This is a genomic window from Nonomuraea marmarensis (assembly GCF_043197025.1).
Classification (GTDB): Bacteria; Actinomycetota; Actinomycetes; order Streptosporangiales; family Streptosporangiaceae; genus Nonomuraea; species Nonomuraea marmarensis.
Map to the genome: position 1 here is coordinate 1 of NZ_JBICRM010000033.1, position 25,490 is coordinate 25,490.

Here is a 25,490-nt window from a genome sequence, read left to right on the forward strand (position 1 = left end):
AAAGCCGACCCCCACCGCCCCCGGACCAGCACACCGATCACCAACATCACGATCAACAGCACCGGCCCAGCACCCACACACCAACAAACCTTGACGGCCAGGCCCGAACCTTAACTACCCGGCCTTGGGGTTATCCCCCACACTGCCCACACATTTCCTGCACAACCTGTCCACACGCATGGCCGTTCAATGGGGCGCACGTAGCGGCGCCCGGCCCCGCACCGGTCAGAGGCCGTTTTCCTGGAGGCCGTCGGCCACGTACGGCGGGTGGCGGTCGCCACGGCTTGCCGTACCAAAAGAAAAAGAGCCCCGCCCGAGAGATCGGGCGAGGCTCTCACAAAACAGCTACTACCCCTCGACCTCTGAGGTGAGGCCGCGGGTGATGTTGGGGTCGACCGGGACGCCCGGGCCCATCGTCGTGGAGAAGGTGACCTTCTTCAGGTAGCGGCCCTTGGCCGCCGACGGCTTGAGCCGCAGCACCTCGTCCAGGGCGGCGGCGTAGTTTTCGATGAGCTTGCGCTCGTCGAACGACGTCTTGCCGATGATGAAGTGCAGGTTGGCCTGGCGGTCGGTGCGGAACTCGATCTTGCCGCCCTTGATCTCCGTCACGGCCTTGGCGACGTCGGGCGTCACGGTGCCGGTCTTCGGGTTGGGCATGAGACCGCGCGGACCGAGCACCCGGCCCAGACGCCCGACCTTGCCCATCATGTCCGGTGTGGCCACCACGGCGTCGAACTCGCTGAGCCGGTTGCCCTTGGCGATCTCGTCGATCAGCTCGTCTGCGCCGACGATGTCGGCGCCCGCCTCGCGGGCTGCCTCGGCACGGTCACCGGTCGCGAAGACCAGGACCCGGGCGGTCTTGCCGGTGCCGTGCGGGAGGTTGACCGTGCCGCGCACGATCTGGTCGGCCTTGCGAGGGTCGACGCCCAGCCGCAGCGCGACCTCGACGGTGGCGTCGAACTTGGTGGTCGACGTCTCCTTGGCCAGCTTCGCGGCGTCGGCGGGCGAGTAGAGCTTGTCGCGGTCGACCTTGGCGGTCGCGTCCTTGTGCGCTTTGCTGCGCTGCATTGTCTTTACTCCTGAGTGGTCATGCGGGCCCCAGGGCCCTCCCACGGTGCGGGCCTTCGTCGAAGAAAGCCCACCCACGGATCGGTACGGGTGTTACTCGGCGACGGTGATGCCCATCGACCGGGCGGTGCCGGCGATGATCTTCTCGGCCGCTTCGACGTCGTTGGCGTTGAGGTCGGGCATCTTCGTCTCGGCGATGCTGCGCAGCTGCTCGCGGCTGAGCTTGCCGACCTTGTCGCGGTGCGGGACCGCGCTGCCCTTGTCGAGACCCAGGGCCTTCTTGATCAGCTCGGGCGCCGGAGGCGTCTTCGTGATGAAGGTGAAGCTGCGGTCTTCGAAAATGGTGATCTCAACGGGGATGATGTTGCCCCGCTGGGCCTCCGTCGCAGCGTTGTACTGCTTGACGAAGTCCATGATGTTGACGCCGTGGGGACCGAGCGCGGTACCCACCGGCGGCGCCGGGGTGGCCTGGCCAGCAGGGAGCTGCACCTTGACCAGCGCGGCAATTTTCTTCTTCGGAGGCATTTGTCCTTCTCCGGGTCCTGATTGCGATGCCGTCAGAGCCGCGGATGCGGCCCGGACATGTCGGAGGCCGCCCTCGCGACAAGGCGGCCGACCGAACGTCTAAGTGTATGTGATCGTCTTAGATCTTCGAGACCTGGTTGAACGAGAGCTCGACCGGAGTCTCGCGGCCGAAGATCGAGACGAGCACCTTGAGCTTCTGCGACTCGGGGCTGATCTCGCTCACCGAGGCCGGCAGCGTGGCGAACGGGCCGTCCATGACCGTGACCGACTCGCCGATCTCGAACTCGACCGTCGGGCCCGCGGTCGTCTTGGCCGCGGCCTTCTTGCTCTCCTCGGACGGCTCGGGCGCCAGCAACTTGGCGACCTCGTCGAGGCTGAGCGCGCTCGGCTTGTTGGACAGGCCCACGAAGCCGGTCACGCCGGGCGTGTTGCGCACGGCGGCCCAGGACTCGTCGGTCAGCTCCATGCGCACCAGCACGTAGCCGGGCAGCACCCGCTCCTTGACCGGCACCTTCTTGCCGCTCTTGAACTCCTGGACGGTGTGCGTGGGCACCTCGACCTGGAAGATGTAGTCCTCCATGTTGAGCGACACGTTGCGGCTCTCGATGTTGGACTTCACCCGGTTCTCGTAACCGGCGTAGGAGTGGATCACGTACCACTCGCCGGGCTGGCCGCGCAGCGAGCTCTTGAACTCCTCGACGGGGTCGACGTCGGGAAGAACCGCACCGTCCTCGACGGCAGGAGCCTCGACCTCGGCCGCCTCGTCGCTCGCCGCGGTCTCGGCCTCTTCGATGGCCGCCTCGGCGGCCTCCTCAGTGGCCTCTTCCAGCTCGTCGCCCCACTCGTCGCGGGACCCCTCCGCCGGAACTGATTCCTCGGACACGGTGACTCTTCCTCTTTCGCTCGTATCGATTGGCGACTCCGTCAGGGCGACACCGGCGGCGTCTGGGTCAGGATCCGCCGAAGACGCGGAGGACCGCCCATCCCAGCGCAGCGTCGAGCCCGTACACGATCGCAACCATGATCAGAACGAATATCAGAACGACCGTCGTATAGGTGATGAGATCCTTGCGTGTCGGCCAGATGACCTTGTGAAGCTCGTTGACGACCTGCCGATAGAAAAGGGCAGGTGAAGTGCGTGTCTTCTTCTCGCCACTCGGCTTGCCTGCGGTCTCGCCGCGCGTGTCGATCGCCACAGTCCTCACCTGAATCTGTCGTATCCAACGCAGTCTTGCGGCGCGCTTACACGCCATTATTGCGCGGACCGCACTCGCAGGGCACGAGGGACTCGAACCCCCAACCGCCGGTTTTGGAGACCGGTGCGCTACCAATTGCGCCAGTGCCCTATGTCGTCAACCACACTACCCTGGTCGAGTCACTGTCTGGACCGAACCGCTCGCCGACATGCGGCGGCAGGACCAGGCGAAAGCATACGGGGGAATGCCAGGTACGTCGAACCGAATACTGATCGCCCAGGTCACAACCGCGTGGGAGCATGGACGCATGTCCAGCCGATCCCGCATCTCCGCAAGAATCTCCGCGATTTCCGAGTCCGCCACGCTCGCCGTGGACGCCAAGGCGAAGGCGATGAAGGCCGCAGGACGCCCGGTCATCGGCTTCGGCGCGGGCGAGCCCGACTTCCCGACGCCCGGCTACATCGTCGAGGCGGCGATCGAGGCGGCACGCCAGCCCCGCTTCCACAAGTACACCCCCGCGGCCGGCCTCCCCGAGCTCAGGCAGGCGGTCGCCGCCAAGACGCGGCGCGACTCCGGCTACGCCGCCGAGCCGGCGCAGGTGCTGATCACCAACGGTGGCAAGCAGGCCGTGTACGAGGCGTTCGCGACGCTGCTCGACCCCGGCGACGAGGTCCTGGTCGTCGCCCCCTACTGGACGACCTACCCCGAGGCGATCAAGCTGGCCGGGGGCGTTCAGGTCGACGTCGTGACCGATGAGTCCACCGGCTACCTGCCGAGCGTCGAGCAGTTCGAGGCCGCGCGCACCGAGCGTACGAAGGTGCTGCTGTTCGTCTCGCCGTCCAACCCGACCGGCGCGGTCCACTCGCGCGAGGAGACGGTGGCGATCGGCCGCTGGGCGGCCGAGCACGGCCTGTGGGTCGTCACCGACGAGATCTATGAGCATCTCGTGTACGGCGGCGCCGAGTTCACCAGCATCGCCACGGCCGTCCCGGAGCTGGGCGACCGGGTCGTGATCCTCAACGGGGTGGCCAAGACGTACGCGATGACCGGCTGGCGCGTGGGCTGGCTGATCGGCCCCGCCGACGTGGTCAAGGCCGCGACCAACCTGCAGTCGCACGCCACCTCCAACGTCTCCAACGTGGCCCAGATCGCCGCGCTGGCCGCGGTCTCCGGCGACCTGTCTGCGGTGGCGGAGATGCGCACGGCGTTCGACCGGCGCCGCCAGACGATGGTGCGGATGCTCAACGAGATCCCGGGCGTGTTCTGCCCTGAGCCGAAGGGAGCGTTCTACGCGTACCCGTCGGTCAAGGAGCTGATCGGCAAGGAACTGCGCGGCAGGCGGCTCCAGTCGTCCGGTGAGCTGGCGGAGCTGATCCTGGAGGAGGCCGAGGTCGCGGTCGTGCCGGGGGAGGCGTTCGGCACGCCGGGCTACTTCCGCCTGTCCTACGCGCTGGGCGACGACGACCTGGTGGAGGGCGTCAGCCGCCTGGGCAAGCTCTTGTCCGAGGCCCGCTGAGACCTCAGTGCGCCGGGGTCTGCGTGACTCCGGCGGCGATCTGCTTGATCTGGGTGGCCAGGCCGGGTGTCGCGCCGATGTAGACCGCGGTGCCCGGCCGCTCCAGCCACATGAAGTTCCGCAGCCCCGTACGCGTGATCCAGCGCAAGGCCGGCCTGCCTTTGTACGCCGTCAGCGTCGACCCGGCGACCAGCGTGGCGAACTGCTCGGCCGTGCGCACTCCGCACACCACCCCGACGTACACCTGCTCGTCGTTCTCCCGCCAGATCACGCCCCTGACCTCAAGCGGCCGGTTGAGCGACGCCAGGCGGGCGAACGATCCCGCCCGGGTCAGTCCCGCGGGCTTGGCGGAGAACTGCACTCTGGTGGCGCCGCAGGCCAGCGAGCCGGATTTGCGCGTCGTGACCGGTTTGGGCGGCGGGGACGTGGCCTGGGGTTGCGGCACATCGTCACCGCCGCCGCACGCTGTGAGCGTGAATATGAGGAGCACCGCTGCCAGACGCCGCATCGACCCCCCATGACGTGAGTTGATGTCCAGGTGTCCTACAGGACTACAGCAGCCTGGACGGAGGCGGCTAGTCTCCTACAGGAGCCTTGACCGAAGCGGCGATAGCGACAAGTTCCCTGCTGAGCGAGTCACTGACGCGGATCCACGCGCCCGTGCCCACGCGTTCCAGCCAGACGATCATCCGGCCGCCGCTCGGATGCCCGCCGACCACCGCGGGCCTGCCTCGTACGGTGGTGGCCCGGGCATCCCGTACGGCGACCCGCTTGCGGTAGCTCGCCCAGTCGGCGGCCACGGTGCCGTGCTCGACCTGCGCTTCGACGAACCTGTCAGCCGATCCGAACCTGGCCCGGCCGCCGTCGACGCCAGGTTCCGGCTTGATCGCTCCCCCGCCGTCGCGTTCGAGCCCGGCGGGCAGGTAGGTGAACCAGAAGTTGTCGGAGACCACCGCGAGAGAGGCCTCCGGCACACGGGCGGCCGCGGCGGGACGGCCGGTCGAAACAGGCACGGGCTGGGGCGTCACGACGCCGGCACGCTGGGGACGCCCGAAGCCCGAGGAGAAGATCGCGTAGATGATGAGGGCCGTCACCGCCAGCGCCAGGGCGGCGAGCGTCGCGCGCCATCCCTGCCCGATGCCGCACCCCTCGGGGATCATGCATTCTTGATCCCCAGCCAGACCTCATCCGTACCGTCTGAGGTTGAGTGGCAAGATATGCAGATGTCACGGCCCCTTCACCTGCTTCCCAAGGCCCATCTCCACCTGCACTTCACCGGCTCGATGCGGCACTCGACGCTGATCGAGCTGGCCAGGGACCAGGGGCTGCACCTGCCCGACGCCCTGGAGCAGGACTGGCCGCCGAAGTTGCGGGCCACGGACGAGCGCGGGTGGTTCAGGTTCCAGCGGCTGTACGACATCGCCAGGTCCGTGCTGACCCGGCCCGAGCACGTCTACCGGCTGATGCGTGAGACAGCCGAGGACGAGGTGGCGGCCGGGTCACGGTGGCTGGAGATCCAGGTGGACCCTTCGGGGTACGCGCAGCGGTTCGGCGGGCTGACGGCCACGCTGGAGCTGATGCTGGACGCGGTGCGTCAGGCGGCCGGGCACGCGGGGATCGGGATCGCGGTGATCGTGGCGGCCAACAGGACCCGGCACCCGCTCGACGCCAACACGCTGGCCAGGCTCGCCACGCACTACGCCGGCAAAGGCGTGGTGGGGTTCGGGCTGTCCAACGACGAGCGGCGGGGACAGGCGCGGGATTTCGAGCGGGCATTCAGGATCGCCAAGCGCGGTGGGCTACTGGCCGTGCCGCACGGGGGCGAGCTGATGGGGCCGCGCAGCGTGGCGCAGTGCGTGGACGACCTGGGCGCGGACCGGGTGGGGCACGGGGTGCGGGCGGCGGAGGACGAATGGCTGATGAAACGCCTGGCCGACCGGCAGATCTGCTGCGAGATCTGCCCGACCTCGAACGTGGGTCTGGGGGTGGCCGAGCGGGCCGCCGACGTGCCGCTGCGGCGGTTGTTCGACGCGGGGGTGCCGATCGCTCTGGGGGCCGATGACCCGTTGCTGTTCGGCACGCGGCTGTTGCGCCAGTACGAGCTGGCTCGCGACGTCTACGGCTTCAGCGACGCGGAGGTGGCCGAGCTGGCGCGGCAGTCCGTACGGTCTTCGACGGCGCCAGAGTCGGTACGCAAGGAGCTGCTCAAGGGCGTGGATGACTGGCTCACGGGCTCATTGGAGTGACGTGGCGATGCGGATGGCCTCTTCCCTGGTCTTCACGCCTTCCAGGCGGTAGCTCATCGTGTCCTGCTGCCAGATGAGGGTGGGTCCCGCCTGGCGCAGGGGGACTTCGGTGCCGTCCTGGCGTCGGATGTAGCCGAGGGGGTGCTCACCGGGGAGCCACCAGGCGTTGTACGCGCCGACCTTGACGTAGTCGGGCCAGGGCGGGCCGAGTTTCTTGAAGAAGACCGGGTCCAGGCCGCCGTCGAACTGGTCGAGCCTGATGCCGCCCGGCCAGAACATCGACACCACGCGGCCGTTGTCGGCGACCGTGACGCTTCGGGGACTGCCGAGCCTGGATAGGGTCTTGACCTGGAACTTCACCGAACCGGTGACATCGGATGGCGGGACGGTCCGCTCGCCGGGCATGGGAGCGGTGGTGGTGATCGCCTTGGGCGGGGTGTCGCCGATCTGGATCTCGATGCCGGCGAAACGCAGGATCTGCACCACGGCTGCGCGGCCCTGGGGTGTGGCTGCCGTGATCGCGATGACGGCGATGACCACGGCCGTCACGATCTTCCACCTCGCGCGCCGACCCGGCGCCCGAGGGTGCGGCCTGACGGGCGCGGTGAAGGGGCCATGCGCCGGATCGGGCCCGCCACCCAGCTCGGCGTCGGGGGCGGACGTGGGTTCGAGGCGGGCGCGGACGGCGGCGGCCACGTCGGCCGGAGGCGGGCTGGGGACGTCGAGGAGGTCGCCGAGTGCCACGAGTTCGGCCTCGAGGTCGTCGAAAGGCTCAGGCGAGTTCATTGCCCACCTCCTCCCTCAGCCGGGCCAGCCCGCGATGGGTGCTGGACTTGACGGTGCCGACGGGCCAGTCGAGCACCTGTGCCGTTTCCGCTTCCGTCAGTTGTAAGAAGTACCGGCAGACCACGGCCTGGCGTTCCCGCTCGGGCAACCCGCGTACCGCGGCCAGCAGTCGCGCCCGCCGGTCGGTGGCCACGGCCGCGCCCTCGGGATCGTCGGGCGCCGTGAGATCGGCCGTGGCTCCGAGCCGTACCGTCAGGTCGGACCTGCGCCCGCGCGACCGGGTCAGGTTGTGGGTCTCGTTGGCCACGATGCGCAGCAGCCACGGACGGAACGGCGACTCCTTGCGAAAGGACGCCAGATGCCGGAACGCCTTGACGAACGCCTCCTGCACCACGTCCTCGGCCTCGTCGCCCGCGCCCAGCATGGCGGCGGTGCGGTGGGCGAGCGCGCTGTAGCGGGCGACCAGCGCCTCGTAGGCCGCAAGGTCACCGTCGAGCGAGCGCGCGATCGCCTCGTCGTCGTCCATGGCGACTCAGATTCCACCGCATCGGAGGCCACGCAGGGAAGGGTGTTTCGCACATCCTGTGATCCTGAGCCCCGACTTGGGCATTAGACTCGGGCAATCCGTGAGTCCCTAAGAAAGAACAGGACTATGTCTGGGTACGACCGTGTAGTGCAACCCGCGGCCGGTGACGAGGCCCTGGAGAACCACCTAGGTGGGGACGAGGCCAAGAACTATCGGCAGTACGAGTTCGACATGGTCGCCCCGCATGTCGGCCGTTCGATGCTGGAGATCGGCTCGGGGCTCGGCCACTTCGCCGAGCAGTTCCTGCCCCGCCTCGACAGGCTGGTCGTGAGCGACTTCGACCCCTACTGCGTCGAGCAGCTGGGGAAGCGGTTCGCGGACCGCGACGACATCAGCGTCCTGCAGTTCGGGCTGCCCACCGACATCCCGCTCGAGAACAAGGTCGACACCGTCGTCATGATGAACGTCCTCGAGCACATCGAGGAGGACGCCGAAGCCCTGCGCTCGCTGGCCCGCGTCACGCAGCCGGGCGGGCGGATCATCATCTGGGTGCCCGGCTACATGCAGCTCTATGGAGACTTCGACCGCAAGGTGGGCCACGTCCAGCGCTACACGCCCAAGACCCTGGGCAGGACGGTCGCCAAGGCCGGGCTCGACGTCGACGTGCTCAAGCCGATCAATTTCCTGGGCGGCATCGCCTGGTGGGCGGCCGTGCGCCGGGGCGGCGTCGGCTACCCGGACCCGCGCCTGGTCAAGATCTACGACCGCACGGTGGTCCCGACGACCCGCTTCATCGAGCGTTTCATCCGCCCGCCGTTCGGCCAGACGGTGTTCTGCGTGGCCCGCGTACCGAAGTAATAGCTCGGCCGCCACCCAGGGTGGCGGCCGAGTGTCCGGGATGGACTATTTGATCGAGCCGGCGGTCAAGCCACCGACCACCTTTCGCTCGATCAGGGCGAACAGGATGATCACCGGGATGGTGGCGATCACCGAGCCGGCGAACAGGTTCTGCCAGTCCACCTGGTACTGCCCGATGAAGGAGTTCAGAGCCACGGTCAGCGGCTGGTTCTCCGGCGTCGTGGTCAGGGTCAGCGCGACCACGAACTCGTTCCACGCGGCGATGAACGTGAAGATCAATGCGGTGATCACCCCTGGCATGGCCAGCGGCAGCGTGATGCGGAACAGCGCCCCGAAACGCCCGTTCCCGTCGATGAACGCGGCCTCCTCCAGCTCGCGCGGGATCGAGGCGAAGTACGCGTTCAGGATCCACACCGCGAACGCCAGGTTGAACCCCCCGTTGACCAGGATCAGCGACCAGATCGAGTCCACCAGCCCGAACTGGTAGAACTCCCGGTAGATGCCGACCAGCATGGCCGTGGGCTGGAACATCTGGGTGATCAGCACCAGGATCAGGAACGCGGTGCGCCCCCTGAAGTTGTGCCTGGCGGAGTAGTAGGCCGCCGGCAGCGCCACCAGCAGCACCAGCACCGTCGAGCCCCCGGCGACCTTGAGCGTCACCATCAGGTTCCCCGCCAGGCCGCTGGTCCAGAAGTTGGCGAGGTTGGACCACACCCACTCATCGGGCCAGAAGCTCACGTCACGCAGCGAGTCCTGGGAGCGCAGCGAGGTGAGCAGCATCACCACGTACGGGAACAGGAAGATGAACGCGATGACGTACGCGGCGGCCGCGACGAGCACCGTCTTGAGACGGGGCATCCGGCGCGGCGCGGCGGGCCTGACGTGGGGATGCGGCCTGGTGGTCCGCGACGGCAGGGTGTTGACGGCCATCACGCCACCTCCTTGTTCCAGCGCGACACCTTGAGGAAGATCACGGTCAGCACGATCACCATGCCGAAGTTGACGACGGACATGGCGGCCGATTCGCCGATGTTCGAGCCCTTGAGGATGAACATGAGGATCGTCGAGGTGGCCGTCGAGTAGCCCGGCTGGCCGTGGGTCATGGCCCAGATGATCGGGAAGCTGTTGAAGACGTTCATAACGTTGATCAGGGCCGCCACGGTGAGCGCAGGCCGCAGCAGCGGCAGGGTGATCGACCAGTACGTCCTGAACCTCCCCGCTCCGTCCATCGTGGCCGCCTCATAGACGTCGGCCGGGATCGTGGCCAGCCCGGCCAGCAGCGCGTACGTGGTGAACGGCACCGACACGAAGACCGCCACGAACACCAGCCACGGCATGGCGGTGGAAGCGTCGCCGAGCTGGTCGGCCGAGGCCCCGCCCATCGCGTCGATCAACCCCAGCTTCAGCCGGATCTGGTTGATCACGCCGACCTCGGGGTCGAGCATCCACTTGAAGATGATCGCCGTCATCAGCACCGACGCGGCCCACGGCGCGATCAGCGCCCAGCGGGCCAGCTTGCGCAGCGGGAAACGCTGATTGAACAGCTGGGCGAGGGCCAGCGAGATCAGCACGGTGAACGCGACGACCGCGACCACCCAGATCACGCTGCGGACCATGATGTCGGCGAAGTCCTTCTCACCGAACAGCTTGTCGTAGTTGGCGAACCCGTTGCTCCCCTGAACCACACCGAACCGGCTGATCTTGAGGAACGACGACCTGATCATCTCGATCACGGGCCAGAGCACGACCAACGCGATCAGCACCACGGCGGGCCCGACCCACGCGAGGGGTTCTAGGGCGCGCAACCTTCTCATGAAATACCTTCCATCACGCGAGGGCTCGCCCTCGCGTGACGCGGGGGGCAAAGCCCCCCGCGTCAAATAAATCGCCTCTTCCACGCCCTTTTTGGGGGGAACGCGGGGGGCGAAGCCCCCCGCGGGTTAGCCGGCCGCTTCGGCGGTCTTTTGGAGCTCACCGAGGACCTTGGCCGGGTCGTCCTTGACGGCCCCGCCGATGGTCTGCTTGATCGCCGGGTTCACCTCGGCCCACTTGGGGTCCTGGAACGGGTAGAAGCTGGCGTTCGGCAGCGCGTCGAGGAACGGCTTGAGCTTCTCGTCGCTCGACAACTTCTGGATGCCGCCATTGGTGACGGGCAGCAGCTTGTAGGTGTCGGAGATCTTCGTCGCGGCGTTGCCCGTGTAGAAGAAGTCGAAGAACTTCTTGATCTCGGCGGCGTGGCCGTTCTTGTTGAACGCCATGATCCAGTCCATGACGCCGAGCGTGGTGTCGAGCGGGCCGGCCTTGCCGGGGATCGGCGCGACGCCGTAGTTCTTCAGCCCGGCCGCGTCGAAGATCGGGATGGACATCGGGCCGCCGTTGACCATGCCGACCTTGCCGGCGCCGAAGTCCTCCCAGACCGTCTTGCGGTCCTTGGTGCCGGGGTTCGGGGTGGTCAGGCCCGCGTCCACGAGGCCCTTCATGTACGTGAACGTCTCGACGTTCTGCGGCGAGTTGATCGCCCACTTGCCGGAGGCGTCCTTGTAGCCGCCGCCGTTGCCCAGCATCCACAGGAACGACTCGCCCTGGGCCTCCTCCTGGCCCAGCGGCAGGCCGAACGGCTGCGTGACGCCGGCCTTCTTCAGCTTCTCCGCGTCGGCCTTGAGCTCGTCCCACGTCTTCGGCGGCTCGGCGATGCCGGCCTTCTCGAACAGGTCCTTGTTGTAGAACAGGGCGCGGGCGGAGGAGACGAACGGGATGCCGTACGCGGTGCCGTCCACCTTGCCGAACTCCGCGAACTTCTGCAGCATGTCGCCGGAGACGTTCGGGGACAGGACCTCGTCCACCTTGTACAGGAGCTGGTCCTTGACGAAACCGGAGTAGTCGCCGGTCTGCAGGATGTCGGGCACCTGGCCGTTCTGGACCATGGTGGCGACCTGCTTGTCGATGTCGTTCCAGTTGATGACCTGGACATCGACCTTGATGTTCGGGTTGGCGGCCTGGAACTCGTCCACGACGCCCTTCCAGAACGTCTCGCCCGAGTTCGGCTTGCCGGGGCCGTCGCCGTAGTCGGCGGCGACCATCTTCAGCGTGACCTGACCGCCGCCGGACGCCTGGGTGTCGCTACCGCCGCCGCCCGAGCCGCCGGAACCGCAGCCGGCCAGGACCAGCAGCGTGGCAAGGCCGAGAGCGGCGCCGCCTGCAAGCTTCATGTTCACTGGAGATACCGCCTTCTCGTCGGGCGGGTGACGCTGGTCCGTACCAGCCAACGGACCCCGCCCAGGGGGTTGGGGCGCGCGAGCCGCAGCTCAACACGTTTGCGCCAGCGTAAGCCCGGATTCACGAGCCGGTCTATACCGGCTCGTCTCGGTTTGACAACATCCAGGCCGGAAAATGCTCACAACCGGTCTAGACCGGACGTCAGAGGATCTTACGCCGGACGCTTTCGCCTCCCTGAGGTGAGCCGATCCACGGTCCTTCGACGGACGGGTCGAGGATGCCCTCCTCGACGAAGCCGTAGCGGCCTTCGAGCACGTAGCCGGCCAGCCGCACGTCGTGGGCGTCGCTGTTGTCCCAGAGCCGCTCGAACAGCGCGTCCACGCGCCGTCTGGCCTGGTGGCAGAACGTGTCGGCCAGCTCGTACGGCCGGCGCCCCAGGTCCCTGGAGTCCTCCTCGGCTTTGACGCACGCGGCCGTCATGGCGAACAGTTCGCCCCCGATGTCCACGATCCGGCCGAGGAAGGACTGCTTGTGCTCAAGCCTGCCCTGCCAGCGGGACATGCCGTAGAAGGTGGACCTGGCCAGTTTCCTGCTGGTCCGCTCCACGAAGCGCAGGTGCCCGGACAGCGGGCCGAAGTCGGCGTACGCGGTGGGCAGGTTGCCGGTGCCGGCCACCAGGGTCGGCAGCCACTTGGCGTAGAAGCGGCTGGCCCGGCGCAGGGCCTGGGTGCGTTCCTGGCGGGAGGCCTCCGGGTTGATCAGCTCGCCGGCGGCCGACAGGTGCGCGTCCACCGCCTCCCGGGTGATCATCAGGCGCATGATCTCCGAGGAGCCCTCGAAGATGCGGTTGATCCGGGAGTCGCGCAACATCTGCTCGGCGGGCACGCCGCGTTCGCCGCGGGCCACGAGCGACTCGGCGGTCTCGTAGCCGCGCCCGCCCCTGATCTGGACCAGCTCGTCCAGCGCCTGGTACGACAGCTCCGAGGCGTAGAGCTTGGCCAGCGCCGCCTCGATCCTGATGTCGTTGCGCTGGTCGTCGGCCAGGCGGCTGGTGAGCTCGCAGACGGCTTCGAGTGCGTACGCGGTGGCCGCGATGAAGGCGATCTTCGTGGCCACGGCCTCGTGCTCGCCGACTTTGCGCCCCCACTGGACGCGTTCGTTGCCCCACTCGCGGGCGATCTTGACGGCCCACTTGGCGTTGCCCGCGCAGGTGGCCGGGAGCGACAGGCGGCCGGTGTTCAACGTCGTCAGCGCGATCTTCAGGCCCTCGCCCTCGCGCCCGATGAGATTCTTGGCAGGCACCCTGACCTGCGAGAACTCGGTGACCCCGTTCTCGATCCCGCGCAACCCCATGAACCCGTTGCGCCGCTTGACCGTGATGCCAGGCGAGTCGGCCTCGACCACGAACGCGCTGATCTTCTTGCCCGTCCTCGCCATGACGACCAGGAGGTCGGCGACGACGCCGTTCGTGGTCCACAACTTGACGCCGTCGAGCACGTAGTCGTCGCCGTCGCGGACGGCGGTGGTGGACAGACGCGCGGGGTCGGAGCCGACGTCGGGCTCGGTCAGCAGGAAGGCGGAAATTTCGCCCGCCGCGCACCTTGGCAGGAATTCTCGCTTCTGTTCCTCGGTGCCGAACAGCTTGAGCGGCTGCGGCACCCCGATCGACTGGTGCGCCGACAGCAGCGTGGCCAGCGCCGGGCAGTACGAGCCGACGAGCATGAGAGCGCGGCAGTAGTACAGGTAGGGCAGCCCGAGCCCGCCGTACTGCTCACTGATCGTGATCCCGAACGCCCCGAGCCCCGCCAGCCCCTTCACCACCTCGTCGGGCACCTGCGCGTTCTTCTCGATGAGCGCGGGATCGACGTGCGCGTCCAGATAGTGCCGCACCGCCCGGACGAACTCCTCCCCCCGCTTGGTCGCCTCGTCGGACAGCGTGGGCGCCGGATGCACCAGATCCAGCCGGAAGTCCCCCAGGAACAGCTGCTTGGCGAAGCTCGGCCGCGTCCACTCCTTCTCGCGCGCCTGCTCGCCGACCTCCCTGGACTCCGCGTACTTGGCGTGCTCGGTCATAGCATCTCCAGACGTTGCGCCGTCCTGTGCTAGGAGTACTGCCCGCCTGACGGCGCTATGCGCCGTTTATAACCGGATTTTGTGCGAACGGCGAGCGCTCACCTTCATCACCCCCACGCCACGCCAGCCCGGCGAAACCGGCCACGCCGCCGCCAGCATCCCCGACCCCAGCACCGCCGTGCCCCGTCCCGCACCGCATGCGCCCATGCGCATGTTCAGCCACAGCGCCAGAAATTAGCCCATCTATTCGGCCGTCGACGCCCTCGCCAAACATATGGCTGGCACAACCTGAGAGCATGCGCTCATGGACGAACTTGATTCGGCGATCGTACGGTTGCTCCAAACGGATGCGCGGCAGTCCAACAGGGAGCTCGCCCGGCAGCTCGGCGTCGCGCCCTCCACGTGCCTGGAGCGGGTCAGGGCGCTCACCCGCCGCGGCGTCATCCGCGGCTACCACGCGGACATCGACCCGGCCGCGCTCAACCGCAGTGTGCAGGCCATGGTCGCGGTCCAGGTACGCCCGCTCAGCCGGGCGGTGATCAACGCGTTCAAGTCGTCGGCCGCGGAGATGCCGGAGGTGCTCAGCGTGTTCGTGCTGGCGGGCGGGGACGACTTCCTGCTGCACGTGGCGGTGCAGGACCTGGACCACCTGCACGCGTTCCTGCTGGACCGGCTGAGCAAGCGCAAGGAGATCGTCGGCTTCCGCACGTCGGTGGTGTACCAGCAGGTGCAGAAGGCGGTCCCGACCCGCCTGCCCACGCCTTAATTCGGTTGCGGGGGTCGCAATGCCCCCCGTACCGTCATGGACATGCGCCTTTACCTGTGATTCGCGAAACCCCGTCCCCGTCCATCCAGACGCGGTGTTGCCGACCGGCCTTCCTTCGAGCCGCGTCGTGAATCACGTAAAGGAGCTTCCCCTCATGCGAGCACGTTCAGGCAAGAAGAAGAGCTATCCCCAGCTGCCCCTGACGCGGCCGTTGCCCAAGATGCCGCAACGCCCGATCGCGCCGCCCAGGCGCATCCCGCCCAAGGGCCGCTAAGACAACTACCCGGGATGGTAGTTAGCGGGCGCCGCCTCCGCCGTACGCCAGGAGGCGGCGCCCGCACCTCTCACAACCTCTCGATGATGGTGACGTTGGCCTGGCCGCCGCCCTCGCACATCGTCTGCAGCCCGTACCGGCCGCCCGTGCGCTCCAGCTCGTGCAGGAGCTTGGTCATCAGGATCGCGCCCGTGCCGCCGAGCGGGTGACCGAGCGCGATGGCGCCGCCGTTCGGGTTGACCCGGGCCGGGTCGGCGTCGAGCTCCTTCGTCCAGGCCAGCGGCACCGGCGCGAACGCCTCGTTGATCTCCACGACGTCGATGTCGCTCATCGACATGCCGGCCTTCTTGAGCGCCCGCTGCGTGGCGGGGATGGGCGCGGTCAGCATGTACACCGGGTCGTCGCCCACGAGCGCGAGCTGGTGGATGCGGGCGCGCGGGGTCAGCCCGTGCTCCCTGACCGCCTGCTCGGAGGCGATCAGCACCGCGCCGGAGCCGTCGGAGATCTGCGAGGAGGTGGCGGCGGTGATCTGGCCGCCTTCCTTGAGCGTCTTCAGCCCGGCCATCTTCTCCAGCGTGGTGTCCGCCCGCGGCCCCTCGTCGTCCTCGACGCCGTTGATGGGCGCGATCTGGTCCTTGAAGTGGCCGTTGGCGATGGCCTTGGCGGCCCGCTGGTGGGACTCGAACGCGTACTGCTCCAGCACGTCCCGCGTGTAGCCCCACTTCTCGCACATCAGCTCCGCGCCGCGGAACTGCGAGATCTCCTGCTTGCCGTACCTTTCGACCCACATGTCGCCGAACGGGAACGGCATGCCCTTCTCCAGCGCGGCCGTGATCGAGGAGCCCATGGGGACGACGCTCATCGACTCGACGCCGGCCGCCACGACCAGGTCCTGGGTGCCGGACAGGACGCCCTGGGCGGCGAAGTGGATCGACTGCTGCGAGGAGCCGCACTGCCGATCGATGGTGACACCGGCGGTCGTCTCGGGCAGCCCCGCCGACAGCCAGGCGTTCCGCGCGATGTCCATGCTCTGGGGGCCGAACTGCATGACGCACCCCATGATCACATCCTCGACCGCCGCCGGGTCCACGCCGGTGCGGTCGATCAGCGCCTTGAGCGTGTGGGCGGCCAGGTCAGTGGGGTGGACGGTGGAAAGGCCGCCCTTCTTCTTGCCGACCGGGGTGCGGACCGCCCCGACGATGTACGCCTCTGCCACAGTGCCTCCTGGAAACCGAGCATTATTCGGTTACTAGGGGCAGACTACAACAGAACGCCGTTCTGTGGCTGCTCACGCAGGCGGCACAAGGTCCTCCGCCGCGTCCACCCTGAACCGCCACCGGTCCACGACCAGGCCGTTCAGCGCCTCGGACAACTCCAGGGCGAGCGTGCCGAGCTTGACCGGCTCGTCGCCGCGCAGCTCGATCGCGGTCAGCTCGGTGGCGAAGGGCAACAACTCCTGTACGGCCGGCGGCTGGCCCTTCTGCGGCACCAGCATGGCCTTGATGTCGCCCGCGACGAAGGTGAACTCGTCGTCCTCCTGCTGCTCCAGCAGCGGCGCCAGCTCCTCGGCGGTCGGGCGTACCGGGAGGATGACGGCGGGACCGCCCACGCCGCCGTCGGCCGGATCGCTCACCTCGCCCCGGGTGACCGCGAGCCCCTTGAGCCGGAACGCCAGCCCCTCCGCGAGGTACCGGTCGAAGAAGTCCAGCGGCAGCGGCCCTTCGGCGGCCACCCGGACCGCCCACGCCTTCTCCAGCTCGCCACCCGTCAGATCGGCCTCGGCCTCGACCGCGGCGTACACCCGCACGTCGGTCGCCACGATGTCGTCGCCGTCTTTCCTGGCGCCGGGGTCCGCGAGCTGGATGATCCGCAACAGCTCGGCCGGATCGGGTTTGGCGGGCAGGGCCGCCGTCGGGCCCGTACGCAGTCGCCGCTTCGCCATCCAGCCCATGCCCGCCTCCGCGCTCAGCTTCGATAGGAGCTCGTCATCGTCGCGTAGACGATGATGTTGTCGGTGTAGTGCCCGATCGTACGATCGTAGGTCCCGCCGCAGGTGATGAGGTGAAGCTGGGCGTTGTCCTGTGCCCCGTAGACACGCTGGGTGGGGAACGTCTTCTTGCTCGCCTGCTCCACGCCGCCGACCGTGAACACGGCGGTGGTCCTGTCCTGGCGCTTGACCTCGATGGCGTCGCCGTTCTTGATCTCGTACAGCCGGCTGAACACGGCGCTGCGCGTCCGGGTGTCCTTGTGCCCGAGCAGCACGGCCGGCCCCGCCTCACCCGGGGTGGACATGTTCCGGTACCACCCGACCAGGTTGGGATCGTTGGACGGCGGCACCTGGATGGTCCCGTCCTTGGCCAGCCCGATGGACTTGATCGGCGCGTTGATCCCCAGCCTCTTGATCACGATCCGGATGGGCGTGGAGGGCAACATCGGCGGCGCCGGCGTGATCTGCGGCAACGGCGGCGGCACGTCGGGCGCGGCCTGGAACAACGCCTGCTCGGGCTTCCCGGAGGCCTTCCCGTCGGGCTGCGCCTCCAGGGCCAGGTTGTCCCGGTTGCTGGCCAGGCCGTACTCGTCGGGGGACTTCAGCACGATCAGCAACCCGGCCACGACGGTGACGACGCCGGCGATGGCGGCCACGATCAGCACGGTCCTGAGCGCCGTGCTCCCCTTGTCCTCAGGCGGCGGTACGGGCCCGCCGCCGTAGCCGTAGTACTCGGACACGTGGGTCAGCCTCGGGTGGCGTTACGACGACGCATGATGAGACCGCCTGCGGCGGCGGCCCCGACCAGGACGGTGCCGACGAGGATGAACATCCGGCCGTCAGGGCCCATCATGCCACCCGCGCCCGTGTCGGCCCCGGCCTTGGGGGTCTGGGACTTCCTGCTGCTGGTGGGGGTGACAGTCACCGTCGCAGTGCTGGTCCTCGTGCTCCTGGGGGTGCTCGTGGTCGGAGTCGACGAAGTCGTCGACGTGCTCGTGGAGGTCGACGTCGACGTGCTGCCGGTCGTGACGACCAGGTTGGCGGAGGGACCGCCGGAGGTGCCCGGCTGGCACTCATACCACCCGGCGCCGTTCACGTAGAGCGTGAACCCGCCGCCCTTGAGCGCGATCGTTCCCGTCGCGGTCGGCCTGACCACCATGGTCATGGTCGGCAGCGGCATGGCGGAGTTGGCCGAAATGGTCGTCAGCGGCGTGGCGGTGGCCGCGGCGGTGATCGGGGCCGAAGAGATCGGCGTCCCGCTGGGGGTGACCACGCCCGATGCCACCACGGTGCTGCTTGGGGTGATCGCCGACGGTGCCACCAGCAGGCTCGCGGTGTTCGTCGGCTGGGCAATGTCCCAGGTGACCGTCACCGTAGCGCTGGGCGTGATGGCCCCAGCCGGAGTCCTCAGCTCCATCCGGAACGGGATGGTCTCGCCCGCATCCGAGGCCCCCATAGGCCCGCAGGTGTAAGCCACATCTACCGGAGCCGCAATCGCGGCAACGACGGGTATCGCACCGAAGATCCCTGCACCTAGGACGGCCATAGCGGATGTCTTGAGGGCGAGGCGGCGCCGCGCCTTGGACGTCAGCACTTCCATCTCCATTTCAGCGCAGTATCAACAGTCGTGCCAGAATCCCAGCCGATTGTCACGGATAGGTTGAGATCTTACGAACTGTCCCTGTCAACTTCCCGTAAACCGCCAAATCGGCCACAGGTTCCTCCTCAGCCCTTCTTCTTCGACAACGTTGCGTACACGACGATGTTGTCCGTGTAACTGTGCGCTGTCTGGTTGAAGACCCCACCACAGGTGATGAGCCTCAGCTGGGAGTTGTTCGTGTTCCCGTACACCCTGGATGTCGGGAACGAGGTCTTGCTGGCTTGCTCGATCCCGCTCACCGTGTACCGGGTGACCTTCTTGTCCGACCGGTACACGTAGATCTGGTCTCCCTTAGCCAGCTCGCGCAGGCGGTCGAAGACGGCGGGGCCCTTGCGGGTGCTCACGTGGCCGTTGATGATCGCGGAGCCGAGCTCGCCGGGCAGCGGCGAGCCACGGTACCAGCCGGTCTGGCTCGGCTTGGTGAGCGGCGGGGTGCCCAGTTTGCCCTTGGCGTCCATGGTGACGGCGCCGATCGGGGCGTTGACCTTGATCTTGGGGATCTTGATGCGGATCGGCTGGGCCTTGACCTTGGCCGTCTTGGTCTTGACCGGGGTGAACGGGGAGACGACGGGCACGGCGGCCAGGGGCGGGGGTGCGTCCAGGCGGGCCGGGGTCAGGGGTACGTCCTTGCCCCCGGGTCCCACGGTGGCCGGCAGGACGAACGCGCCCGCGTTCTGGACCTCCACCTTCGTCGGCTGGTCCTGCGCCGCCGCGAGCGAGCCCGAGCCGTCGTCCACAGGGGGCGCCAGCGAGAGCAGGCTCACCATGACGATGCCGACGCCACCCAGCGAACCGGCGATCAGCAGCCCTGGCAACGCCCGCTGCATCGGCGTCTTCTGCGGCGCCGGCTGCGGCGTCGGTGGCTTCTGCTGCTCGGCCATCACTTCGCTCCTCCTGCGTGCGCGGCCCTGCGCCGGCGCAGCAGCAGCCCGCCGCCGGCGCTTCCCATCACCAGCGCCGCTCCGCTGGTCATGAGCCCGTACGGCTGATCGCCGGGATCCGGCGCCTCACCGCTGTCCACGCCACCCTTGGGGGTCTGGGGGATCTGGGCCTTGTAGTACCTGGTCGCGGTCGGCCCGGTGGCCTTGGGCGTGGCCGAGCCGGAGCCGGTCGCCCGGGGAACCACGATCACGTTCCCTGGGCCGATGGTCGTGGTGTTGCCCTGCGGGGCCGTGTTGGTCGCGGTGGACGTCGAGGTCGGGTTGTCCGTCGGGTTGTCGGTGGGCGGCTCATCCGTCGGATCGTCCGTCTGGGTCGGCGTGGCGCCGGGGACGGTGATGTCGATGGCGCCGGGGTCGCCCTGCAGCGCGCAGACGGCCTGGTTGAGGGCCGGTGGCTCGGGGATGTCGCCGGTGATCACCTGGAACGCGTCCAGATAGGCGTCCTTGGCCTCGGTGTTGACCACCTCGATGGTGTGCTTCTTGTACTCCAGCTGCGGGGACTCCCAGAGGACCTCTTCGGTCTCGGTGCCCGTCATGGCGTTCCCGCTGCGGTCCAGGCCCGGCTCGACCAGGGGGTCGGTGACGGCCTCCCCGTCGAGGATCACCCGGATCGGCCCGAGGTTCGGTGCCCGCCTGCCGATGTAGGCCACCTTCGTGCCGAAGAACTCCAGCTTGGCGACGGCGCCTTGCTCGCTGGTCTTCTGCACGTCGTGGAGGAAATCGGAGTATTCCGGCGCGGTGTACTCATGGGTCCACGCACCTGCGTAGGTGACCTGCCGGTTGTTGTTGACCATCACCTCGCCCTCGGCGGGCGTGAACCTGACGGTCAACGTGGTGGGCTTGAAGCGGATGGTGCCGGAACGCGTGAGGGACGCGCTGTCGGATAACCCCTCGGGAAGGTCCAGGTAGTCACCCGGCACCAGCTCGTCCTGCTCCTGGCCGCCCCTGGGCCGGAGCTGGCCGAGCCAGGCGCCGCTGATGTCCACGACGCCCTCCAGATTCAGGGACGATCCCGGGACGAAGAAGCCCGGCGAGCCGAACTGCTTCACGTTCTTGTACGACATGTCCCAGCGGACGTTCATGGTGCCCGCCTCGACCTGCGGGGTCATCCGGGCCTCCAGGTCCACGCCCCCGCCCGCGATGCCCCCCGTGCAGTGGTAGTCGGCCACCAGCGAAGCCTGGGCCTCGCCCGGGATCGAGGACGTCACAACGTATGCCGCGGACGCGGCCATGCCCACCGATGCGGCGATCAACGCCTTGCGCCACCGACTCACGGGAGACTCCGATCGCCCACAGATAGACCGAGGGAGAGCCTAGAGTCGAAACACCTGCAACACATGCCAAATAGCGCCTCTTCGGACACTTGTGATGAACCCGTGTCCACCGGCGCCCGCCGTACCAGAAAAAGGGGTATACCTGCGGGTAACAGAATCCTATTCGGGAGGCGACTGATGCAGCGAGACCTCTTCGACGAGGAGCACCTGCTCTTCCGTGAGACCGTGCGGGAGTTCATGGCCCGCGAGGTCGTGCCTCATCACGAGCAGTGGGAGAAGGACGGCATCGTCCCGCGCGAGGTCTGGAAGAAGGCCGGTGAGCTGGGCATGTTCGGGTTCTCGGTGCCGGAGGAGTATGGCGGCGCGGGGGTCACGGACTTCCGGTACAACGCGGTCATCGTCGAGGAGATCATCAGGAGTGCCGCGTCCGGGCTCGGTTTCTCGCTGCACAACGACATCATGGCGCCGTACATCGTGGATCTGAGCAACGACGAGCAGAAGCAGCGGTGGTTGCCCGGGTTCGTCGGTGGCGAGCTGATCACGGCGATCGCGATGAGCGAGCCGGGGGCGGGCAGCGATCTTCAGGGGATCAGGACCACGGCCATCCGCGAGGGCGACCACTACGTCGTCAACGGGCAGAAAACGTTCATCACGAACGGGATCAACGCCGACCTCGTGGTCGTGGTGGCCAAGACGGACCCCGAGGCGGGCGCCAGGGGGACGACGCTGCTGGTCGTGGAGCGCGGCATGGAGGGGTTCGGCCGGGGGCGCAACCTCGAGAAGATCGGCATGAAGGCCCAGGACACGGCCGAGTTGTTCTTCGAGAACGTACGCGTGCCGGTGGCCAACCGCCTCGGCCCCACCGACGGCGAAGGCTTCGTCCAGCTCATGAACAACCTGCCGCAGGAACGCCTGTCGATCGCCGTGGCGGCGGTGGCCGCGGCCGAGGCCGTGCTGGAGCAGACCATCGAGTACTGCAGGACCCGCCAGGCATTCGGGCGCAGCATCGGTTCGTTCCAGAACACCCGGTTCGTCCTGGCGGAGCTGGCCACCGAGACCGAGATCGCCCGCCACTACGTCGACAAGTGCATCCTGGCGCTCAACGCCAAACAGCTGACCGTGGTGGACGCGGCCAAGGCCAAGTGGTGGACCACCGAGCTGCAGACCAAGCTCATCGACCGCTGCCTCCAACTGCACGGCGGCTACGGCTACATGATGGAATACCCGGTCGCCAAGGCGTGGGTGGACAGCCGGGTCCAGACGATCTACGGGGGCACTACCGAGATCATGAAAGAGATCATCGGGAGGTCATTCGGCTTCTGACAGCGCGGGAAGCGGGACTACGCCGCATACTGGACAGCATGGACGGCGGCCTGATCCTCCTGGTCTTCCTGGCGCTGATCTTCGCCTGGGGCCTCAACCGCGTGCGCCGGGCGATCCGCCTGGGGCCGATCGGCTATGTCGGCGTGATGGTCGTGTTCATCATCGTCATGCTGCTCGTCTGGGGCCAGACCATGCGTTAGCCGGCCGGGTGCCGGGACGATTCGAGGATGACCCGCGCCACGAGCTCGGGATCATCGCTCATCGGCACATGGCCGCAGCCTTTCAGCAGCTTGACCCGCTGCCCCGACCACCGGGCCGCGCGCACCGCCTGGCGGCGCAGCAGGAGCCGGTCGTGCTCGCCCCACGCGATCGTGATGGGCGACTTCGGCGGCGCCGGCGGCATCAGCCCGGCGAACGACTCCAGCGTCTCGTCGAAGCCGCTCGCCTCGGCCAGCGCCTGGGTGGCCGCGGCCAGCGCGGTCGGCTCCTGCCTCGACGGGTGGGCGACCAGCACCCCGGTGGACACGGCCCGCAGGAACGCAGGCGCCTTGGCGACGGGCATCGACCTGGCCCCGGCCCGCAGTCCGCGAAGTATCGACTGGCAGTAGAGCAGCTCGGAACGCGACCAGAAGCCGGCGGGCGACAACGCCGTGGCCGTACGTACGACACCGCGCGAGGCCAGCTCCAGCGCGATGTAGCCGCCCAGCGAGTTGCCCGCCACGTGCGGGTCGCGGACGCCGAGCAGCGCGCAGAAGGACTCGACGGCGTCGGCCAGCGACTCGGCGGTGTACGGGGTACGGTCAGGCAGGCCCGGCGACACTCCGAAGCCGGGCAGGTCGACCGCGATCACCGTGCGGGAGACCGCCAGCCGATCCATCACCGGCAGCCAGGCCTGCCAGTGGTGACCGATGCCGTGGATGAGGATCAGCGGCGCGCCGGTGCCCCGTCGTTCGAAGGCCAGCTCCATGCCGCCAGTGAATCATTCACCTGCTGCGGGTGGGAATCTCGAACCAGACCGCTTTGCCTTCCCTGGTGGGTCGCGACCCCCACCGCCGGGCGAGCTGATCGACCAGGTAGAGGCCGCGCCCGCCCTCGTCGTTCTCTCCCGCGCTGCGGATCCGCGGCAGCCGCAGGTCCTGGTCGAACACCTCGACCCAGACCGACTCCTCGCCCCTGCGCAGCCGTAGCGTGAACTCCTTGTCGCCGACCACTTCGTCCTCGAAGCCCGGCATGTCCCAGGACTCCTCGAACGGCAGCGGCGGCCCCTCCACGACCAGCTCCCTGCGCGGCACGCTGGCGGTGGCGGCGTGCAGCACCACGTTGGTCACGACCTCGGAGACGAGCAGGCAGGCCAGCTCGGCCCGCTCCTCCGGCACGTTCCAGCCCGAGAACGCCTCCGACGCCATCCGGCGCGCCTCGCCCACCATGATGGGCTGGGCGGGGAACGTGCGCTCCTCCATGTCGAGGTTCACGTCGCTGGAGCGGACGACCAGGATCGCCATGTCGTCGTCGATCTCGCCGGGCACCGCCACCGTGGCGGCGTCGGCGATGCGTTCGACCTCGGCGTCGGACATCTTGGCGAGCTTGTCGCGGAGCACGCCGAGCGTCTCCTCCTCGCTCGGCATCCGGCCGTCGCGGCCGGGGCGGCGGTCGATCAGGCCGTCGGTGTAGAGGAGCAGCGCCGCGCCCGGCGGGAGGTCGCGGGTCTCCTCCTTGTAGACCAGGTCGGCGTGCATGCCCTTGGCGCGCACCCCGAGCGGCTGGCCGACCTCCTCGATGTCGAGGTCGACGCACTGGCCGTCGACCAGCAGCAGCGGCGGCGCGTGGCCCGCGTTGGCGAAGGACAGCTGCCGGGACCAGGCGTCGTAGACCAGGTATTGGCAGGTCACGATGGGCGGGACGCTGACGTCGGCGCCGTTGTCGTCCTGCTCGGGCGTGGCGATGATGCGGGTCCACTCGTCGAGCCTGGCCAGGATGTCGGCGGGCGACTTGTCGTCCTGCGCGAAGGCCCGCAGCGCCGCCCTGAGCTGGCCCATGATGGCGGCCGCCTTGGCGCCCCTGCCCTCGACGTCGCCGATCACGATGCCGACGCGGCCGGCCGACAGCGGGATCACGTCGTACCAGTCGCCGCCCACCTGCGTCTGGATGCCCTGCCCGTGTGAGGCCAGCGGGGCCGCCGGGTAGTAGCGCACCGCGATCTGCAGGCCGTCGAGCTGGGGCAGCGCCCTGGGCAGCAGGTGCTTCTGGAACGACTCCGCCGTGTGCCGCTCCTCCTCGAACAGCAACGCGTTGTCGATCGCCAGCGCGACCCTGGTGGCGATGGCGCCCACGAAGTCGCGGTCGAAGGCGTCGTAGTGGGGGCTACGCCGGTCGGTGAGGTTGGACAGGCCGAGGTACATCAATCCGAGCGTCTCGCCGCGTACCAGGAGGGGGGCGACGATGGCCGAGGTCATGCCTATCTCGCCGCACAGCCGGGCGCTGCCCTCGTGAGCGGAGGGGAAGTTGCTGGTCGCGAAGTTCTCCACCAGGATCGTCTCCTGGCGGCGCAGTGCGGTGTCCGCGTAGTGGCCGGTGGGGTAGCGGATCTCCGCGCCCACCGGCTTCCATGTTCCCGACGGGGGCGTCCACCCCTGCACGTGCTCAGAGACCCGGCGGACGAGCCGGTCACCCTCCATCAGCTCGATGAAGCAGTGGTCGGCGAACTGCGGGATCAGCATCTCGGCGACGCGTTTGAGCGTCTCCTCGACGTAGAGGGAGCCGGCCAGCCGCTCGCCGATGCGCTCCAGCAGGCCGAAGCGGTCCTTTTCGCGCTCGTTGCTGCGCAGCGCCTCGCGGGCCAGGATGACGATGCCCGTCACCGAGCCGGACGAGTGGCGCAGCGGCACGGCCTGGGCGCGTACGTAGACGATGGTGCCGTCGCCGCGCCTGACGTCGAACGTGCCTTCCCAGACGCCGCCGGTGAGCACGTGCTTGGCCAGCTCGATGGCCATCGGGTGGTCCTTCTCCATGATCCCGAGGGACAGGACGGACGTGTCGCGCAGCGGCGATTTGCCCGGACGGCCGAAGAGTTTCTCGGCGAACGGGTTCCAGTAGAGGAGGTTGCTGAACCGGTCGGTGACGACCACGGCCATTTCAGCATGGTCGAGCACGGAACCGGCAGCAAGGTGATCAGCCGCTTCTTGTGACAGATCCCCCCATCGCTTCATCCGGAGACCACTCCTCGGGGTGGCGTGTCTGCAAAGCGGACCACGGGCG

27 protein-coding genes and 1 tRNA gene are annotated in these 25,490 nt (G+C 68.2%); 8 read left to right on the plus strand and 20 right to left on the minus strand.

Annotation, left to right across the window (positions count from 1 at the left end):
* Window positions 1–348: 348 nt before the first annotated feature.
* From rplA to ACFLIM_RS38120, 5 genes are all read right to left on the minus strand, one after another.
* On the minus strand, window positions 349–1,068 hold the full coding sequence (gene rplA, locus ACFLIM_RS38100; RefSeq protein WP_393173385.1) for a 50S ribosomal protein L1: 720 nt from the start codon (window positions 1,066–1,068) through the stop codon (window positions 349–351).
* A 93-nt stretch (window positions 1,069–1,161) separates the two neighbouring features.
* Entirely contained in the window at window positions 1,162–1,593 is a 432-nt protein-coding gene (gene rplK, locus ACFLIM_RS38105) for a 50S ribosomal protein L11 (RefSeq protein WP_195902716.1), read from the minus strand.
* Between the two features lie 118 nt (window positions 1,594–1,711).
* Entirely contained in the window at window positions 1,712–2,476 is a 765-nt protein-coding gene (nusG, locus tag ACFLIM_RS38110) for a transcription termination/antitermination protein NusG (protein ID WP_393173387.1), read from the minus strand.
* A 67-nt stretch (window positions 2,477–2,543) separates the two neighbouring features.
* Window positions 2,544–2,789 (minus strand): preprotein translocase subunit SecE, encoded by a 246-nt coding sequence (gene secE, locus ACFLIM_RS38115; RefSeq protein WP_393173389.1) that lies wholly within the window; start codon window positions 2,787–2,789, stop codon window positions 2,544–2,546.
* A 77-nt stretch (window positions 2,790–2,866) separates the two neighbouring features.
* Window positions 2,867–2,939: transfer RNA gene (locus tag ACFLIM_RS38120), tRNA-Trp, on the minus strand.
* A 157-nt stretch (window positions 2,940–3,096) separates the two neighbouring features.
* Between ACFLIM_RS38120 and ACFLIM_RS38125 the strand changes: the two genes are divergently transcribed.
* On the plus strand, window positions 3,097–4,305 hold the full coding sequence (locus tag ACFLIM_RS38125) for a pyridoxal phosphate-dependent aminotransferase (RefSeq protein WP_393173391.1): 1,209 nt from the start codon (window positions 3,097–3,099) through the stop codon (window positions 4,303–4,305).
* 4 nt (window positions 4,306–4,309) lie between these two features.
* Here the strand turns inward: ACFLIM_RS38125 and ACFLIM_RS38130 are convergent, their stop codons facing one another.
* Together ACFLIM_RS38130 and ACFLIM_RS38135 are read right to left on the minus strand one after the other, a co-directional pair.
* Window positions 4,310–4,813, minus strand: a complete 504-nt coding sequence (locus ACFLIM_RS38130; RefSeq protein WP_393173393.1) for a hypothetical protein — start codon at window positions 4,811–4,813, stop codon at window positions 4,310–4,312.
* A gap of 67 nt (window positions 4,814–4,880) precedes the next feature.
* Window positions 4,881–5,465, minus strand: coding sequence for a hypothetical protein (locus ACFLIM_RS38135; RefSeq protein ID WP_393173395.1), 585 nt, complete (start codon window positions 5,463–5,465; stop codon window positions 4,881–4,883).
* Between the two features lie 63 nt (window positions 5,466–5,528).
* Here ACFLIM_RS38135 and ACFLIM_RS38140 point away from each other — a divergent pair, with 63 nt between their 5' ends.
* Entirely contained in the window at window positions 5,529–6,551 is a 1,023-nt protein-coding gene (locus ACFLIM_RS38140) for an adenosine deaminase (RefSeq protein ID WP_393173397.1), read from the plus strand.
* On the opposite strand, the gene ACFLIM_RS38145 is transcribed toward ACFLIM_RS38140, so the two are convergent.
* Together ACFLIM_RS38145 and ACFLIM_RS38150 are read right to left on the minus strand one after the other, a co-directional pair.
* A complete protein-coding gene (locus tag ACFLIM_RS38145) occupies window positions 6,540–7,337 on the minus strand; it encodes a hypothetical protein (protein ID WP_393173399.1) in 798 nt (265 codons plus the stop codon). The two genes, ACFLIM_RS38140 and ACFLIM_RS38145, sit on opposite strands and share 12 nt — an antisense overlap.
* On the minus strand, window positions 7,324–7,863 hold the full coding sequence (locus tag ACFLIM_RS38150) for an RNA polymerase sigma factor (protein WP_393173401.1): 540 nt from the start codon (window positions 7,861–7,863) through the stop codon (window positions 7,324–7,326). The genes ACFLIM_RS38145 and ACFLIM_RS38150 overlap by 14 nt, the downstream gene beginning before the upstream one ends.
* A 147-nt stretch (window positions 7,864–8,010) precedes the next feature.
* Between ACFLIM_RS38150 and ACFLIM_RS38155 the strand changes: the two genes are divergently transcribed.
* Window positions 8,011–8,721, plus strand: a complete 711-nt coding sequence (locus tag ACFLIM_RS38155) for a class I SAM-dependent methyltransferase (protein WP_393173403.1) — start codon at window positions 8,011–8,013, stop codon at window positions 8,719–8,721.
* Window positions 8,722–8,766: 45 nt separating this feature from the next.
* Here ACFLIM_RS38155 and ACFLIM_RS38160 read toward each other — a convergent pair whose 3' ends face one another.
* The 4 genes from ACFLIM_RS38160 to ACFLIM_RS38175 all read right to left on the minus strand — a co-directional run bounded on the left by ACFLIM_RS38160 (window position 8,767) and on the right by ACFLIM_RS38175 (window position 14,010).
* A complete protein-coding gene (locus tag ACFLIM_RS38160; RefSeq protein ID WP_393173405.1) occupies window positions 8,767–9,651 on the minus strand; it encodes a carbohydrate ABC transporter permease in 885 nt (294 codons plus the stop codon).
* Window positions 9,651–10,535 (minus strand): carbohydrate ABC transporter permease, encoded by an 885-nt coding sequence (locus ACFLIM_RS38165; protein ID WP_393173407.1) that lies wholly within the window; start codon window positions 10,533–10,535, stop codon window positions 9,651–9,653. Before ACFLIM_RS38165 ends, ACFLIM_RS38160 begins: the two co-directional genes overlap by 1 nt.
* Before the next feature lie 126 nt (window positions 10,536–10,661).
* Window positions 10,662–11,930: an extracellular solute-binding protein gene (locus ACFLIM_RS38170; protein ID WP_393173409.1), complete on the minus strand. Its 1,269-nt coding sequence runs from the start codon at window positions 11,928–11,930 to the stop codon at window positions 10,662–10,664.
* 208 nt (window positions 11,931–12,138) lie between these two features.
* A complete protein-coding gene (locus ACFLIM_RS38175) occupies window positions 12,139–14,010 on the minus strand; it encodes an acyl-CoA dehydrogenase family protein (protein WP_393173411.1) in 1,872 nt (623 codons plus the stop codon).
* Between the two features lie 304 nt (window positions 14,011–14,314).
* Here ACFLIM_RS38175 and ACFLIM_RS38180 point away from each other — a divergent pair, with 304 nt between their 5' ends.
* Window positions 14,315–14,776: an Lrp/AsnC family transcriptional regulator gene (locus ACFLIM_RS38180; protein WP_393173413.1), complete on the plus strand. Its 462-nt coding sequence runs from the start codon at window positions 14,315–14,317 to the stop codon at window positions 14,774–14,776.
* Between the two features lie 344 nt (window positions 14,777–15,120).
* On the opposite strand, the gene ACFLIM_RS38185 is transcribed toward ACFLIM_RS38180, so the two are convergent.
* The 3 genes from ACFLIM_RS38185 to ACFLIM_RS38195 all read right to left on the minus strand — a co-directional run bounded on the left by ACFLIM_RS38185 (window position 15,121) and on the right by ACFLIM_RS38195 (window position 17,777).
* Window positions 15,121–16,266, minus strand: a complete 1,146-nt coding sequence (locus tag ACFLIM_RS38185) for an acetyl-CoA C-acetyltransferase (protein WP_393173415.1) — start codon at window positions 16,264–16,266, stop codon at window positions 15,121–15,123.
* A gap of 72 nt (window positions 16,267–16,338) precedes the next feature.
* Window positions 16,339–17,001, minus strand: a complete 663-nt coding sequence (locus ACFLIM_RS38190; protein WP_393173417.1) for a hypothetical protein — start codon at window positions 16,999–17,001, stop codon at window positions 16,339–16,341.
* A 14-nt stretch (window positions 17,002–17,015) separates the two neighbouring features.
* Window positions 17,016–17,777 carry a class F sortase gene (locus tag ACFLIM_RS38195; protein WP_393173419.1) on the minus strand — a complete coding sequence of 254 codons (762 nt, stop codon included), beginning with the start codon at window positions 17,775–17,777 and terminating at the stop codon, window positions 17,016–17,018.
* A 111-nt stretch (window positions 17,778–17,888) separates the two neighbouring features.
* Between ACFLIM_RS38195 and ACFLIM_RS38200 the strand changes: the two genes are divergently transcribed.
* Both ACFLIM_RS38200 and ACFLIM_RS38205 read left to right on the plus strand, forming a co-directional pair.
* On the plus strand, window positions 17,889–18,137 hold the full coding sequence (locus ACFLIM_RS38200; RefSeq protein WP_393173421.1) for a hypothetical protein: 249 nt from the start codon (window positions 17,889–17,891) through the stop codon (window positions 18,135–18,137).
* An 18-nt stretch (window positions 18,138–18,155) separates the two neighbouring features.
* The gene (locus ACFLIM_RS38205) at window positions 18,156–18,509 is read left to right on the plus strand and encodes a hypothetical protein (RefSeq protein ID WP_393173423.1); all 354 of its coding nucleotides are present in this window, start codon (window positions 18,156–18,158) and stop codon (window positions 18,507–18,509) included.
* Window positions 18,510–18,762: 253 nt separating this feature from the next.
* Here ACFLIM_RS38205 and ACFLIM_RS38210 read toward each other — a convergent pair whose 3' ends face one another.
* Window positions 18,763–19,578, minus strand: a complete 816-nt coding sequence (locus ACFLIM_RS38210) for a class F sortase (protein ID WP_393173425.1) — start codon at window positions 19,576–19,578, stop codon at window positions 18,763–18,765.
* Window positions 19,578–20,912: a hypothetical protein gene (locus tag ACFLIM_RS38215; protein ID WP_393173427.1), complete on the minus strand. Its 1,335-nt coding sequence runs from the start codon at window positions 20,910–20,912 to the stop codon at window positions 19,578–19,580. The genes ACFLIM_RS38210 and ACFLIM_RS38215 overlap by 1 nt, the downstream gene beginning before the upstream one ends.
* Window positions 20,913–21,089: 177 nt before the next feature.
* Here ACFLIM_RS38215 and ACFLIM_RS38220 point away from each other — a divergent pair, with 177 nt between their 5' ends.
* Window positions 21,090–22,235, plus strand: coding sequence for an acyl-CoA dehydrogenase family protein (locus ACFLIM_RS38220; protein ID WP_393173429.1), 1,146 nt, complete (start codon window positions 21,090–21,092; stop codon window positions 22,233–22,235).
* 38 nt (window positions 22,236–22,273) lie between these two features.
* Complete coding sequence (locus tag ACFLIM_RS38225; protein WP_393173431.1) at window positions 22,274–22,435, plus strand: hypothetical protein; 162 nt, start codon at window positions 22,274–22,276, stop codon at window positions 22,433–22,435.
* On the opposite strand, the gene ACFLIM_RS38230 is transcribed toward ACFLIM_RS38225, so the two are convergent.
* Window positions 22,432–23,202 (minus strand): alpha/beta fold hydrolase, encoded by a 771-nt coding sequence (locus ACFLIM_RS38230; RefSeq protein WP_393173433.1) that lies wholly within the window; start codon window positions 23,200–23,202, stop codon window positions 22,432–22,434. The two genes, ACFLIM_RS38225 and ACFLIM_RS38230, sit on opposite strands and share 4 nt — an antisense overlap.
* A gap of 16 nt (window positions 23,203–23,218) precedes the next feature.
* Window positions 23,219–25,441 (minus strand): ATP-binding SpoIIE family protein phosphatase, encoded by a 2,223-nt coding sequence (locus ACFLIM_RS38235; RefSeq protein WP_393173435.1) that lies wholly within the window; start codon window positions 25,439–25,441, stop codon window positions 23,219–23,221.
* Between the last annotated feature and the right edge of the window lie 49 nt (window positions 25,442–25,490).

What these genes read in the sequence shown, in the direction of transcription:
- rplA (WP_393173385.1), bottom strand. Translation starts at nt 1,068, where the DNA reads ATGCAGCGCAGCAAAGCGCACAAGGACGCGACCGCCAAGGTCGACCGC.
- rplK (WP_195902716.1), bottom strand. Translation starts at nt 1,593, where the DNA reads ATGCCTCCGAAGAAGAAAATTGCCGCGCTGGTCAAGGTGCAGCTCCCT.
- ACFLIM_RS38125 (WP_393173391.1), top strand. Translation starts at nt 3,097, where the DNA reads ATGTCCAGCCGATCCCGCATCTCCGCAAGAATCTCCGCGATTTCCGAG.
- ACFLIM_RS38130 (WP_393173393.1), bottom strand. Translation starts at nt 4,813, where the DNA reads ATGCGGCGTCTGGCAGCGGTGCTCCTCATATTCACGCTCACAGCGTGC.
- ACFLIM_RS38135 (WP_393173395.1), bottom strand. Translation starts at nt 5,465, where the DNA reads ATGATCCCCGAGGGGTGCGGCATCGGGCAGGGATGGCGCGCGACGCTC.
- ACFLIM_RS38140 (WP_393173397.1), top strand. Translation starts at nt 5,529, where the DNA reads ATGTCACGGCCCCTTCACCTGCTTCCCAAGGCCCATCTCCACCTGCAC.
- ACFLIM_RS38145 (WP_393173399.1), bottom strand. Translation starts at nt 7,337, where the DNA reads ATGAACTCGCCTGAGCCTTTCGACGACCTCGAGGCCGAACTCGTGGCA.
- ACFLIM_RS38150 (WP_393173401.1), bottom strand. Translation starts at nt 7,863, where the DNA reads ATGGACGACGACGAGGCGATCGCGCGCTCGCTCGACGGTGACCTTGCG.
- ACFLIM_RS38160 (WP_393173405.1), bottom strand. Translation starts at nt 9,651, where the DNA reads ATGGCCGTCAACACCCTGCCGTCGCGGACCACCAGGCCGCATCCCCAC.
- ACFLIM_RS38165 (WP_393173407.1), bottom strand. Translation starts at nt 10,535, where the DNA reads ATGAGAAGGTTGCGCGCCCTAGAACCCCTCGCGTGGGTCGGGCCCGCC.
- ACFLIM_RS38170 (WP_393173409.1), bottom strand. Translation starts at nt 11,930, where the DNA reads ATGAAGCTTGCAGGCGGCGCCGCTCTCGGCCTTGCCACGCTGCTGGTC.
- ACFLIM_RS38175 (WP_393173411.1), bottom strand. Translation starts at nt 14,010, where the DNA reads ATGACCGAGCACGCCAAGTACGCGGAGTCCAGGGAGGTCGGCGAGCAG.
- ACFLIM_RS38180 (WP_393173413.1), top strand. Translation starts at nt 14,315, where the DNA reads ATGGACGAACTTGATTCGGCGATCGTACGGTTGCTCCAAACGGATGCG.
- ACFLIM_RS38190 (WP_393173417.1), bottom strand. Translation starts at nt 17,001, where the DNA reads ATGGGCTGGATGGCGAAGCGGCGACTGCGTACGGGCCCGACGGCGGCC.
- ACFLIM_RS38200 (WP_393173421.1), top strand. Translation starts at nt 17,889, where the DNA reads ATGCCACCCGCGCCCGTGTCGGCCCCGGCCTTGGGGGTCTGGGACTTC.
- ACFLIM_RS38210 (WP_393173425.1), bottom strand. Translation starts at nt 19,578, where the DNA reads ATGGCCGAGCAGCAGAAGCCACCGACGCCGCAGCCGGCGCCGCAGAAG.
- ACFLIM_RS38220 (WP_393173429.1), top strand. Translation starts at nt 21,090, where the DNA reads ATGCAGCGAGACCTCTTCGACGAGGAGCACCTGCTCTTCCGTGAGACC.
- ACFLIM_RS38225 (WP_393173431.1), top strand. Translation starts at nt 22,274, where the DNA reads ATGGACGGCGGCCTGATCCTCCTGGTCTTCCTGGCGCTGATCTTCGCC.
- ACFLIM_RS38230 (WP_393173433.1), bottom strand. Translation starts at nt 23,202, where the DNA reads ATGGAGCTGGCCTTCGAACGACGGGGCACCGGCGCGCCGCTGATCCTC.
- ACFLIM_RS38235 (WP_393173435.1), bottom strand. Translation starts at nt 25,441, where the DNA reads ATGAAGCGATGGGGGGATCTGTCACAAGAAGCGGCTGATCACCTTGCT.